This is a genomic window from Serratia sp. HMSC15F11 (assembly GCF_001808215.1).
GTDB classification, from domain to species: domain Bacteria; phylum Pseudomonadota; class Gammaproteobacteria; order Enterobacterales; family Enterobacteriaceae; genus Serratia; species Serratia nevei.
In genome coordinates, this window is the sequence record NZ_KV792385.1 from 1 (window position 1) to 13,330 (window position 13,330).

Genomic DNA, 13,330 nt, shown 5'->3' on the forward strand with positions numbered 1-13,330 from the left:
TTTTGGCTTACGAATCCGAACGGTAAGGCAACCCGGCGGCGGGGGCTTTGCCTCCGCTTGCCGGCAAGTCGCTGCGTTGATCCGGGAGCACCCATCCGCTCAAAAAAAACGGCGAGCCTAAGCTCGCCGTTTTCATGTTGATGTCGGGGCTTATTTCAGGCCGGCGGCATCGCGCAGCAGCGCGGCTTTGTCGGTCGCTTCCCACGGGAAGTGCTCGCGGCCGAAGTGGCCGTAGGCAGCGGTTTCGCGGTAGATCGGCTGCAGCAGATCCATCATCTGGATCAGGCCGTATGGGCGCAGATCGAAGAATTCGCGCACCAGCAGCGTCAGCTGTTCGGTCGGCACTTTCTCGGTACCGAAGGTTTCCACCATGATGGAGGTCGGTTCCGCTACGCCGATAGCGTAAGACACCTGGATCTCGCAGCGATCGGCCAGGCCGGCGGCAACGATGTTTTTCGCCACGTAGCGCGCCGCGTAAGCCGCGGAACGGTCAACCTTGGACGGATCCTTACCGGAGAAGGCGCCGCCGCCGTGGCGCGCCATGCCGCCGTAGGTGTCGACGATGATCTTACGGCCGGTCAGGCCGCAGTCGCCCATCGGGCCGCCGATAACGAAACGGCCGGTTGGGTTGATGTGGTATTTGGTGCCCGCCGTCAGCCATTCCGCCGGCAGTACCGGTTTGATGATCTCTTCCATCACCGCTTCTTGCAGATCTTTCAGCGCGATGTCTTCGGAATGCTGAGTGGACAGCACCACGGCGTCGATGCCGACGATTTTGCCGTCGTCGTACTGGAAGGTCACCTGGCTCTTCGCGTCCGGACGCAGCCACGGCAGGGTGCCGTTTTTGCGCACTTCGGACTGGCGCTGCACCAGACGGTGCGCGTAGGTCACCGGAGCCGGCATCAGCACGTCGGTTTCATTGGTGGCGTAGCCAAACATCAAGCCCTGATCGCCGGCGCCCTGCTCGAGAGGATCGGTACGGTCAACGCCCTGATTGATATCCGGGGATTGTTTGCCGATGGCGCTCAATACTGCGCAGGAGTTGGCGTCAAAGCCCATGTCCGAATGAACGTAGCCGATTTCGCGTACGGTTTTGCGGGTGATCTCTTCGATATCGACCCAGGCGCTGGTGGTGATTTCACCGCCGACCAGCACCATGCCGGTTTTCACGTAGGTTTCGCAGGCGACGCGCGCTTTCGGATCCTGTTCCAGGATGGCGTCGAGGACGGCATCGGAGATCTGATCGGCGATTTTATCGGGATGTCCTTCGGAGACGGATTCGGACGTGAAGAGGTGTTTAGCCATTGTGTTCTTTACCTTGCATAAGACGGGTTAGAAATTACTGCACAGCGCTGGAGATCCGGCATCAAAGCGAAGGGTCTTCCGCTGATGGCGCGAGATGCATCCTGCAACGCCCCTCAGGCAAAGCCGTTAAGCAGTTTATCAGTTAACCAGTATAGATGGATTAACATCTGGACGTCTATTTTAGGTCAGGGTTTAGCCAGATTGCCAGTAATTTTTTGCGCTTTCGCTCTTTTGCGCAAACGGGTTGGCGCCATTTTCATCGCTTGAAACAGTTTTCGGCGAATTTTCATTTTGCTTTTTCACCTGCTTACCGGTATAAACTGCGCGCGCGGTTCATTTGCTGCACAGTACGGCGATTGGCGGTGGGGAAGGTGCGATAAACTTCCGCTTTGCATTCGCTGGCGTTGCGCTATTATCCGTCGCAGGCGTTCGCCGTGAGCGCCGCCGCTTCATCGAACGGTCACGTTCTTACACTATTTTAGAGGCTGGGTCGTTCACTCCGAACGGCGCGCGTGGAGGTGGTTGGATTAATGATCCGTTGTCTACCGGTTGTTGGTTCCCAACAGCAGTGCCGTTCTGGCGCACATTCTTCTGCTATTTCCCGTCTTGTCTCTCTGTCACTTACCAGGTGCGATAAACACTTGGCCGCTACTCAGGATTCTCGGGCCGGCTAACGGTCGTCTGAAGAACTGAACAAGGGTAGCCTGCAGCCTTCCTGTGGGATGTTTCTTGGCCCGATTCACGAGGTTTGAACAGGGTGTCTTACAATTATATGAGTGATAAACCGATCGCTGACCGCGAACGGCAGTTCTCTTCGCTGCCGCCAGCGCGGCTTGTTGGGTTGTTCTCGCGGGTTGTAGCTGCGATAGTGGCTGACGGTTTCGTCAGTGCGGAATGTGAGGCGAACCATGTCTGATGATCTGTTGATTCACCGCCCGCTGGTTGCGGGCGAGTCTTTATCTTTGCGCTCCATGCAGGAGGTTGCCATGAATGATCGTAATGCCAGCAAGATGCTGCGCACTTATAACGTCGCCTACTGGGGCAACAATTACTATGACGTCAACGAGCTGGGCCATATCAGCGTGTGCCCGGACCCGGATGTCCCGCAGGCGCGCGTCGATCTGGCAGAACTGGTGAAAACGCGCCAGCAAGACGGGCAGCGTTTGCCTGCGCTGTTCTGCTTCCCGCAGATCCTCCAGCATCGCTTGCGTTCGATCAACGCCGCGTTCAAACGCGCGCGTGAGTCATTCGGTTACCAGGGCGGCTATTTCCTGGTGTATCCGATCAAGGTAAACCAACATCGCCGCGTGATTGAGTCGCTGGTGAACTCCGGCGAACCGCTGGGGCTGGAAGCCGGCTCCAAGGCCGAGCTGATGGCGGTGCTGGCACATGCTGGCATGACCCGCTCGGTGATCGTCTGTAACGGCTATAAAGATCGTGAATACATTCGCCTGGCGCTGATCGGGGAAAAACTGGGGCACAAGGTGTACCTGGTGATCGAGAAGATGTCCGAGATCAACCTGGTGCTGGAAGAAGCCGAGCGGCTGAACGTGGTGCCGCGCCTTGGCGTGCGTGCGCGTCTGGCTTCGCAGGGCTCCGGCAAATGGCAGTCGAGCGGCGGCGAGAAATCCAAGTTCGGCCTGGCGGCGGTGCAGGTGCTGAAGCTGGTGGAAACCCTGCGCGAAGCGGGCCGTCTCGACAGCCTGCAACTGTTGCACTTCCACCTGGGCTCGCAGCTGGCCAACATTCGCGATATCGCCACCGGCGTGCGCGAATCGGCACGCTTCTACGTTGAACTGCACAAGCTGGGCGTCAACATTCAGTGCTTCGACGTGGGCGGTGGCTTGGGCGTCGACTACGAAGGCACCCGCTCGCAGTCCGACTGCTCGGTGAACTACGGCCTGAACGAATATGCCAACAACGTGATTTGGGGCATCGGCGACGCCTGTAACGAACACGGCCTGCCGCACCCGACGGTGATCACCGAGTCCGGCCGCGCCGTGACCGCGCACCACACGGTGCTGGTCTCCAACGTGATCGGCGTAGAGCGCAACGAGTTCAGCGAACCGCTGCCGCCGGAAGCCGACGCGCCGCGCGCGCTGGAAAGCATGTGGGAAACCTGGCTGGAAATGAACGAGCCGGAGAACCGCCGCTCGCTGCGCGAATGGCTGCACGACAGCCAGATGGATCTGCACGACGTGCATACCCAATACGCACACGGCATGCTGGATCTGACCAAGCGCGCCTGGGCCGAGCAGCTGTATCTGAACATCTGCAACAAGATCCAGCAGCAGCTTGATCCGAGCAACCGCGCGCACCGCCCAATCATCGACGAACTGCAAGAGCGCATGGCGGACAAGTTCTACGTCAACTTCTCGCTGTTCCAGTCGATGCCGGATGCCTGGGGTATCGATCAGCTGTTCCCGGTGCTGCCGCTGGAAGGGCTGGATAAGCCGCCGGAAGGTCGCGCGGTGCTGCTCGACATCACCTGCGACTCCGACGGCACCATCGACCACTATGTCGACGGCGACGGCGTGGCGACCACCATGCCGATGCCGCCGTACGATCCGGAGAACCCGCCTGCGCTGGGCTTCTTCATGGTCGGCGCGTACCAGGAGATCCTCGGCAACATGCACAACCTGTTCGGCGACACCGCCTCGGTTGACGTGTACGTGTTCCCGGACGGCAGCGTCGAGACCGAACTGTCCGACGAGGGCGACACCGTGGCGGACATGCTGGAGTACGTGCAGCTCGATCCAAGTGCGCTGCTGGCCAAATTCCGCGATCAGGTCAAAGAAACCGACCTGGACGGCGAGCTGCAGGCGCAGTTCCTGGAAGAGTTTGAAGCCGGCCTGTACGGCTACACGTATCTGGAAGACGAGTGATGAAATGAAGAAAGGCCGGGCGTCGTTAAGGCACCCGGCCTTTTCTTTTCTGTTGCACGGGTACGTTATAGATGGCGTACAGGTCGCAGATACTTATGCTGTCGTTTTAACGGTGTCGCAGGGCGTACTAAATATTACCGGGCTTTTGCCGCCTTGATGCAACGTCCTGCTATGCAGTGGTGAGCTCAACGCGTTACGAAAAGTATGTTTTATTTCATATTGTTATTTAATTTATCCTTCCGATAAATTCATTTCCTAAATACAAGAAACCTCTGAAATTAACATTTTCATTCACAAACTATATTTTCCTGTTAAAAATATAATCAATATTATTTATTGCTATTCATTATAAGCTCGATAATTTAACAGTTTGTCTTTCGTTTTGTTTTATATTTGTTATGGGTTTAAGTTTTTTATTAAATGCCTGTATGGTTTGGTCTTTCCTTATTAATGAGAAATCTCCTTGTTTTATAGCGGGTTGTATTTTTTCTATATTTATTCATTCCTGTTGTTAGGGTCTGATTCTGATTTTTAAAAAAGTAAATTCATTAATCATGGTCTTTGGTTTTGTTTTTTTCTCCTTTTTTTGTTTTTGATTGAATTAATGTTTTTAAATGTCTTATTATCCTTGGTGGTTTTCTAAGTGCTAATGACATTCCTTAGATTTTATAATGATGACTCCATGCATGGCACCCATATTATCTTGCGTGAAGTATTATATATTGGCATCGGTAATAGAGATGCGCAGTAAACGTGGTGTTCACGCCACGGTAAATTATGTATATCGACATATAACTTAGTGGTTTAAATAATATAAGGGACTTATATGAAAAAGTATCTGGTAGCTTCCGCACTGGCCTGTGCGGCGATCTCTTCCTCCGCATTCGCCGCCGACGGCGTAATTAACTTCACCGGAAAAATCGTCGACAACGCCTGCATAGTGGATCCGACGCTGAACGTGCAGATGGGGGATGTGGCGGCGGCGGCATTTAAAAATGTCGGTGATGAGGCTCAAGAGCAGTCCAGACTGTTCTCATTGGATCTGAAAGATTGCCCGGCCAACCTGAAAACAGCCACCGTGCAACTGGACGGCGAGGCGGATGCCGATAATAAAGATCTGTTTAAGCTCACCGCCGGCGGCGCCACCGGGCTTGCCTTGCGTATTAAGGGGCCAAGTCAGGATATCGTCCCAGGTGGCAAGTCAGAAGCTCTCGAATTAAAGGAGGGTACTAATTCCCTCACCCTCTTAGCAGTCTACAAATCAACGGATAAAGTCACCGCCGGTGATGCTAACGCCACTATCCAATTTAGCGTTTCGTATAACTGATTCTTTTTAGCATTAATTTACCGGCGGAATACCTTTTCGCCGGTTATTCGCTGCATCTTCGCCCGCCAGAATGGGTATTCCGCAGCGCTTATTGAGAAACGGGAAATAACATCAGGGAATGGAAACAATGAAGGCAGTCTATCTGGCGTTGTGCGCCACGTTGTTACTCAACAGTTTTCAGGCCGCCGCTGGCGTCGTGGTTGGCGGCACCCGTTTGGTCTATCCCGGCGGTAAGAAGGAAGCGACCATCACGGTAAAAAACCCGGACGATATCCCTTATCTGGTGCAGTCGTGGGTTAACGCCGATCTGGAAGGTAATGTAAAAGCACCGTTCCTGGTGACGCCGCCGCTGTTTCGCTTGAATGGCGGCAAAGAAAACACGCTGCGGGTGGTGAAAACCGCGCAGGCGCTGCCGGAAGATCGCGAATCGGTCTTCTGGCTCAGCGTCAAAACGGTGCCGCCGGAGGCGGAAGGCAAAGGCAACCACCTGCAAATCGCGGTGCGCACCCGCATCAAACTGTTCTATCGCCCGGCGTCGCTGGTCGGTTTGCCTGAAGAGGCGGCTAAAAAGGTGCGCTGGGAGCGCAGCGGCAACACGCTGAAGGCGATCAATGACTCCCCCTACTACTTAAGCTTCTCCACGGTTTCCGTCGCCGGCGAAAAAATCAAAGAGCCGCAGATGGTGGCGCCGTTCGCCACGCTGGCCTATACCTTGCCGCCTTCAGCAACGGGCAAGCAGGTGAGCTGGCAGGTGATTAACGACTACGGTGGCCTGAGTGCACAGTTCCAACAGGCGCTGTAACGTGCCCATCGGCTATCTGAGGATACGGCGTGAACAGGGACGTGAAATATGGATGGCAAAGCGGTGCGCAGCGGCACAACGGCCAGCATCGGCTGAGCTCGCTGGCCTGGCTGATTGCCGGTGTGCTGTTGTATGGCGGGGCGGCACAGGCCGATTACCGCTTCAGCTCCAGCCTGCTGCAAATCGGTAATACGCCGCCTACCGAGGTAGATCTGGCGCTGTTTTCCGAGGCGGATCAGCAGCCACCGGGAGAGTATCGTGTCGATATCTTCCTTAACGAACAACAGCGGGATACCCGTGCGCTGGCCTTCTCTCTGCAGCCCGACGGGCAGGGTAGGGAGCACCTTCAACCCTGCTTGCAGCGGGAGGATCTGGAAGGCTTTGGTGTCGATATGGCCGCGTTTCCCGCGCTGCGGCAAACCGAAGGATGCATCAACCTGCCGCAGGCAATCCCGGGGGCGAAAGCGGAGCTGTTGTTTGAACAGCAACAGTTGAAGCTGAGCATCCCGCAGGCGGCGTTAAAGCGCCAGGCGCGCGGCTATGTGCCGCCGGAGCAATGGGACAGCGGCATTCCGGCGCTGTTAAGCAATTACACCCTGCGCGGGGCGAACGACCGCAACCGACAGGGGGGCGGTAATACAAGCAGCTATTTCGTCAACCTGCGCAACGGCGTCAACTGGGGCGCCTGGCGGCTGCGGCACGACGGCGTGTGGAACCGAGACGAGCAGGGGCAGGCGCATTGGCGCACCTTGAACAGCTACGTGCAGCGAGATATTACCCAGTTGAATGGGTTGCTTACGCTGGGCGATGCCGCCACACCGGGCGATATCTTCGATTCGGTGCCGCTGCGTGGCCTGCTGCTGGCTTCGGTGGAGGAGATGTACCCGGACAGCCTGCGTGGCTACTCGCCGGTGGTGCGCGGCATCGCCAGAAGCAACGCGGAAGTGATCGTCCGCCAGAACGGTGTGGTGATCGATCAGCGCTATGTGCCGCCGGGGGCGTTTGAAATCAGCGATCTCTATGCGGTTTCCGGCAGCGGCGATCTGGATGTCACCATCAAGGAGAGCGACGGCACGGAACAGCGCCTGCTGGTGCCGTTTGCCTCGCTGCCGGTGCTGCAGCGCGAAGGGCGGCTCAGCTACGGCCTGGCCGCCGGGCAATACCGTGCGCCGGACGCGAGCGCCGATGATGAGAAGTTTATGCAGGGCACGCTGATCTACGGTTTGCCGCTTGGCACCACGCTATATGGCGGCGGGCAGTGGGCCAATCGCTACCGCTCCCTCGCGATAGGCGTCGGGCAAAACCTTGGCCGCGCCGGTGCGCTCTCGTTGGACGTGACGCAAAGCTGGGCCAGACGGCCGGAGGAGGCCGCTCAGAGGAGCGAGCGGCAAGGCAAAATGTGGCGCTTGCGCTATGAGAAAAGTTTCCCGCTCACCGGCACACAGTTGAGCCTTGCCGGCTATCGTCATGCGAGCGAAGGCTATCGCACGCTGCAACAGGCGATGCAAACCCTCGGCGGGTCAAACAACGCCGCCACCCGCAGCCGTAAAGAACTTTCGCTGCAACAGGGGCTGGGGCCGTTACCCGGCTCGTTGTTCCTGAGCCTGGCGGAGGATCAAAGCTGGCATGAGCAGGGTAAGCGCCAGTCTGTCAGCCTGGGCTATAACGGCAGCCTCGCAGGCGTGAGTTATGGCCTCAACTACAGCCAGAACAAAAGCTATCGGGCGCAAACCGATCGTGTAGTGGCGTTGAACGTCAGCGTGCCGCTGAACCTCTGGGCACACAACACCTGGGGCAGTTACGGCATCAGTAACGCCCAAAACGGTAAAACGCTGCAGACGCTGGGCGTGAACGGCACCGCATTGCAAGGCGACAACCTGAACTGGGGGCTGACCGGCGGTTACGGCAATCAGGGGGAAGGTGAGAACGGCAACCTGACGCTCGGTTATCGCGGCAGCAAGGCGCTGCTCGGCGCCGGGCTGAGCCTGGATGGCCAGCGTCAGCGGGTGAACTACGACATGCAGGGCGGCGTGTTGCTACATGCCGGCGGGATAACGTTGTCGCAACCGCTTAACGACACGGTGGCGTTGGTGCGCGCGCCGGGTGCCGGCGGGGTCAGCGTGGTAAATCAGGTGGGAGTGAAAACAGATGATCGTGGTTATGCGGTGGTGCCTTATCTCTCTGCCTATCGCCAAAACATGATCGCGCTGGATCCGACCACTCTGGCGGACGATGTGGAGCTGGGGCTGACCAGCCAGACGGTGATCCCAACCCGCGGCGCGGTGGTGTTGGCGGATTATCAGACCAAAGTCGGCTCTCGGTTGATGGTAACGCTGACGCGCGCCGACGGCCGGCCGGTGCCCTTTGGCGCGACGGCAAGCCTGATGGGTAGCGAGGATGGCGGCAGCATCGTGGGGGATGGCGGTCTGCTGTTCCTGGCCGGCGCGCCGCTTAGCGGGGCGCTGCACGTGCAGTGGGGCAAGCAGGCCGATCAGCAGTGCCGGGCTAACTACGCACTGCCGGAGACGGCCGGCGCGGAGATTGCGGAGATCGCGGCCCAGTGCCGTTAAGGAGCGAAAGGTGAAAGCAGGAGTATGGACGCTCTGCCTATGCGGGCTATGGGCAGCAGGCGGCGTCTGGGGGGCGGAATGCCCACCGGCCGGCAGCCCGGAACGGCTGCTGTTCGACATTCCGGCACAGACGCTGCAACGCGATCTGCCGGTGGGCAGTGTGGTATGGCAGGGCACGCGCCAGGTGCAGCAAGCGGCGTCGCTGGCGCCCTGTGAAGGTGCGGAAGAGGCCCGCCTCAACCTGTTGGGTAGCGACAGCGGTTTGAAAAGCGGCAACAGCGCGGTCTATGGCACCACTATCAGCGGTCTGGGGTATGCGCTGGATACCGACGCCGCCTTCAGCGGTGGTTGGCCGGCAAGCGGCGCCATTGCCGCCGGAAGACGGCAAATCAGCCTGCGCCTGGTGGTGACCGGGCCATTATCCTCCGGCGTATTGACGGCGGAAACCCTGGCCCGCCGCACCCTCAACGGCCAAGCGGTGTTGGATATCGCCTTGCAAAAACCGGTCGCGATCGCTCGTTTAGCCTGTGAGCTGCAGGGCAGCCGTCATCGCACCGTCGCGTTGGGTGAAGTGGCGCGCAGCGATTTTCGCGGCGTGGGCAGCACGCGCGGCGAACAGCCTTTCCTGCTGGATCTGGCCTGTGACGCCGGTGCGCGGGTCAATATTCAATTCGATGGCATCGCCGCAGACGGCGATATGCCTGGCGTATTAGCGCTGGTTAATCCCGATGAGCAGTCCAGCGCACGCGGCGTAGGGGTGCAATTGCTTTATCGCGGCGCGCCGCTGGTGCTGGGCGAACGGCTGCCGTTAGAAACGGCCTTGCAGGGATTGCGCAGCTACCCATTCAGCGCCCGTTATTACCAAACGCAACCGCAGATCGCCGCCGGCGAGGCCAACGCGGTGGCGACCTTTAGCCTCACCTATCAATAAGGACGAAGATGATGATGAGAAAAATAGCACTGCCCCTGACGCTGCTCGGTACTGCCATGCTGGCGCAGCCGCTATACGCGGCGGACGGGAATATTAATGTGACAGGTCAGGTACGGGAAGGAACATGCCGGGTTGATGATGAGTCCAAGAATATCATCGTAGATTTTGGTACGCGGCTGGGTAATTCTGTAAAGCATGAATCTGGCGCATCTGAAAAGAGGGCGATTACATTATTGGACTGCCCTGTGGATTTTGTACGTATTAAATTTGAAGGTAATGTTTCATCTTACGATGGACGATCTTTTGTGCCGGATAATCATGATCAGCCAGGTGCGGCGAGTAATGTGTCATTTTATATATATGATGAGAATTATAAATATATCGCACCTAATGACTATTTAGACGCAGGCGGGCTAAACACAGGAGCGGGAAGTAGAAATGTTATTCCATTTACTTTTGGTGTTTCTCGTCTGGATAAAAATAAATTTATTACAGTTGGAAAGGCTAATGTCAATATCCAAATTTCTGTTGCATATAACTAATTGCTTCTGGGTGGTGCGTTGCACTATAAGGGGATTATAATGAAAAAGGTAATTTTCGGCTTGTTGTTAAGCAGTTTTGGAACAGTATTCTCGGCTTTGGCTTCAGATGCTACATTAAAATCTGAGGTAACATTCGTTCATGCCAGCTGTAATCTGACTGATGAAAGTAAAACAATGACCGTGCCATTGGGGAATGTTAGTCGGAAGGATGTTGTATATGCTCAGTCAACTTCTTATTTTAGCCTTAAGGCTACGGGGTGTCCACCAGATGGGAGCGCTCGTATTGGCATTCGTTTTGATGGTTCGGGATTAAATTCTAATTTTGGGAAATATTTTTATTTGGATAAGGAATCTACGGCTAAGGGAGTTGCTATCGCCATAGGTGGCTACTTCCCAGCTATTAATGAGTATACGAGCATAGGCCCTGGGGATGAAAGAGTATATGTTACCCCTAACTCTTTAGGTGAGGCTACGCTATATTTTTATGCTAGGTATTATAATTCTTCTGGATATATTAAGGATATTGTTCCTGGCAGCGCTAATACTACCGTGCAGATCAGTCTTATCTATATGTGAGTGGTTGAAATCTATCAATATGACTGTGTCCCGGATTTAAGAGCCGACTTCAGTATTCATGGTAGTGAAGCTAACCGATACGAGAGAAGAAACACCTTTGAATTAAATAGTGACTCTGTTGCATCTGGAGTTGGGGTACAGGTAGCCGTTGATGGTGGCTCATGGGAGTCACCGTACGCTTTTATAGGCCGTGCTAATGCCGCTGTACAGTTTACCCTGCTCTATAACTAAACCAATCCACCCGATGTATCGCTCCGTCGGGTTATTTAAATTATCAGCATAAATAATACCCCGTCCAGTCATAAGGAATTTAGCTATGATAACGAAAGTAAAAAGAACGATACCGCTGTTAGCATTACTTAGTGCAGCTATGTTGACACCACTGGTGTACGCAGCGGATGGCAATATCAATATTACCGGCAGGGTGTCGGAAAGTGCCTGTAATATAGCTACCAGTTCGAAAGATATGACGATTGAAATGGGGGAGGTTAATCGGTCGATGTTCAGTTCTATCGGTGATGGAAGTCTTGAAAAGATATTCGATCTGGAAATTGAATGTGGGGCTTCTTCGCTCGTAGGCGTACGGCTTGAAGGTAAAGCTTCGGATGCCAATCCTGAAGTGTTTGCACTGGATGAGGTAAGTGGTGCTAAAGGGATAGGACTGAAGTTGATAACCAGGATAAACGGTGATGAGCGAGTTGCCAAACCTAATGGTCGACCGACGTTTCATTACCAAATACCCTGGACCCAGCAACATAATAAACAATGGGCTCGTTTCTATGCTCAATATGTTTCAGTTAGCGATAATATCAGTGGGGGCAGTGGCAATACCATGTTGCAAGTATCACTGGACTATCTTTGAGCATAAGGTTCGTGCCAGAGATGAGGGCGGGGTAGATAAGCGATATTGAGATTTGTTCTCGGCGAACGGAGTCGTTACTGGTTATAGGAGGTTTTAAGGGAGGTTGGCTGTTCCGTCTTGGAACGAATGAACTGGCATGCCAGGGCAGGATATGAACCTTGCTCGTTCAGATATTGTCGCTCTCACCCGCTTGAAGCTTAGGAAAAATGCGGCCATAATCTGCTGCATCGGTAGCACCGAAGCACACATCGAATAAATCCCTTTCTCGTCGGGCTAACGACGCGGGAGGGATTTTTTTTTGTAACGGCCCGGCGTCTGCGCCCGGCAACTTGTTGAACTACGAGGGTTTACTATGAGCACCTTAGGCCATCAGTCCGATAATTCATTAGTGTCCAACGCCTTTGGTTTCCTGCGCTTTCCGCTGAACTTCATGCCTTACGACAGCGATGCAGAGTGGGTCATCACCGGCATTCCGTTTGACATGGCGACCTCCGGTCGCGCCGGTGGCCGTCACGGCCCGGCGGCTATTCGTCAGGTATCCACCAACCTGGCCTGGGAAGGCAACCGTTGGCCGTGGAGCTTCGATCTGCGCGATCGGCTGAACGTGGTTGACTGCGGCGACATCGTGTTCAATTTCGGCGATGCGCAGGACATGAGCGACAAGCTGCAGGCGCACGCGGAGAAACTGCTGAAGGCCGGTAAGCGTATGCTCTCGTTCGGCGGCGACCACTTCGTGACCCTGCCGCTGCTGCGCGCGCACGCCAAGCATTTCGGCAAGCTGGCGCTGGTGCACTTCGACGCCCATACCGATACCTACGCCAACGGCAGCAAGTTCGACCACGGCACCATGTTCTACCATGCTCCGAACGAAGGCCTGATCGATCCGCACCACTCGGTGCAGATCGGTATTCGCACCGAGTTCGATCATGACAACGGCTTTACCGTGCTGGACGCCGCGCAGGTGAACGATCGCAGCGTGGACGACCTGCTGACCCAGATCAAAGGCATCGTCGGCGATATGCCGGTGTACCTGACCTTCGACATCGACTGCCTGGATCCGGCGTTCGCACCGGGCACCGGCACGCCGGTGATCGGCGGCCTGACTTCCGATCGTGCGCTGAAACTGGTGCGCGGCATGCAGTCGCTGAACATCGTCGGCATGGACGTGGTAGAAGTGGCGCCGGCCTATGATCAGTCCGAGATCACTGCGCTGGCCGCGGCGACCCTGGGCCTGGAGATGCTGTACCTGCAGGCGGCGAAGAAACACGCCTGACGCCAGGCCACGCCTCGCTGAAAAAGCGGCTCCCATCGTATGGGGCCGCTTTTTTTATTTCATTTGTCGCCATCCGCGCTGCGATTTTCAGCCTGTTGCAACGCCTTTGCGCAATTCTGCGCAGAAATGAAACTGAGTCAGAGAAAAGGAACCGGGATTGCGGGGAGGATGCATATACTGCGCGCGGGTGCTCTGGATCTTTGTATCTGGAGCCTGCGTGAAAGGTACAAAGAGAAAAGCCCCGAGTCGATATCCAT

At 55.8% G+C, this 13,330-nt stretch carries 10 protein-coding genes; 9 read left to right on the forward strand and 1 reads right to left on the reverse strand.

Features of this window, described 5'->3' with window-relative positions; all coding sequences use genetic code 11:
* Nucleotides 1–150 precede the first annotated feature (150 nt).
* Nucleotides 151–1,305 carry a methionine adenosyltransferase gene (gene metK / locus HMPREF3138_RS00170; protein WP_033654692.1) on the reverse strand — a complete coding sequence of 385 codons (1,155 nt, stop codon included), beginning with the start codon at nucleotides 1,303–1,305 and terminating at the stop codon, nucleotides 151–153.
* Between the two features lie 908 nt (nucleotides 1,306–2,213).
* Between metK and speA the strand changes: the two genes are divergently transcribed.
* The 9 genes from speA (at nucleotide 2,214) to speB (ending at nucleotide 13,073) form a co-directional block, all read left to right on the forward strand.
* Nucleotides 2,214–4,190, forward strand: a complete 1,977-nt coding sequence (speA, locus tag HMPREF3138_RS00175; RefSeq protein ID WP_038874455.1) for a biosynthetic arginine decarboxylase — start codon at nucleotides 2,214–2,216, stop codon at nucleotides 4,188–4,190.
* Between the two features lie 826 nt (nucleotides 4,191–5,016).
* The gene (locus HMPREF3138_RS00180; RefSeq protein WP_038874457.1) at nucleotides 5,017–5,517 is read left to right on the forward strand and encodes a fimbrial protein; all 501 of its coding nucleotides are present in this window, start codon (nucleotides 5,017–5,019) and stop codon (nucleotides 5,515–5,517) included.
* A 127-nt stretch (nucleotides 5,518–5,644) separates the two neighbouring features.
* Nucleotides 5,645–6,319 (forward strand): fimbrial biogenesis chaperone, encoded by a 675-nt coding sequence (locus HMPREF3138_RS00185; protein WP_038874459.1) that lies wholly within the window; start codon nucleotides 5,645–5,647, stop codon nucleotides 6,317–6,319.
* 29 nt (nucleotides 6,320–6,348) lie between these two features.
* Nucleotides 6,349–8,889 carry a fimbria/pilus outer membrane usher protein gene (locus HMPREF3138_RS00190; protein WP_223294872.1) on the forward strand — a complete coding sequence of 847 codons (2,541 nt, stop codon included), beginning with the start codon at nucleotides 6,349–6,351 and terminating at the stop codon, nucleotides 8,887–8,889.
* 10 nt (nucleotides 8,890–8,899) lie between these two features.
* Entirely contained in the window at nucleotides 8,900–9,820 is a 921-nt protein-coding gene (locus HMPREF3138_RS00195) for a fimbrial protein (RefSeq protein ID WP_049194135.1), read from the forward strand.
* Between the two features lie 8 nt (nucleotides 9,821–9,828).
* Nucleotides 9,829–10,362 (forward strand): fimbrial protein, encoded by a 534-nt coding sequence (locus tag HMPREF3138_RS24930; RefSeq protein ID WP_071605595.1) that lies wholly within the window; start codon nucleotides 9,829–9,831, stop codon nucleotides 10,360–10,362.
* 39 nt (nucleotides 10,363–10,401) lie between these two features.
* Nucleotides 10,402–10,938, forward strand: a complete 537-nt coding sequence (locus HMPREF3138_RS26050) for a fimbrial protein (protein WP_071605594.1) — start codon at nucleotides 10,402–10,404, stop codon at nucleotides 10,936–10,938.
* 316 nt (nucleotides 10,939–11,254) lie between these two features.
* Nucleotides 11,255–11,800, forward strand: a complete 546-nt coding sequence (locus HMPREF3138_RS00200; RefSeq protein WP_038874461.1) for a fimbrial protein — start codon at nucleotides 11,255–11,257, stop codon at nucleotides 11,798–11,800.
* Nucleotides 11,801–12,152: 352 nt separating this feature from the next.
* Complete coding sequence (speB, locus tag HMPREF3138_RS00205; protein WP_004937606.1) at nucleotides 12,153–13,073, forward strand: agmatinase; 921 nt, start codon at nucleotides 12,153–12,155, stop codon at nucleotides 13,071–13,073.
* Nucleotides 13,074–13,330: the final 257 nt, after the last annotated feature.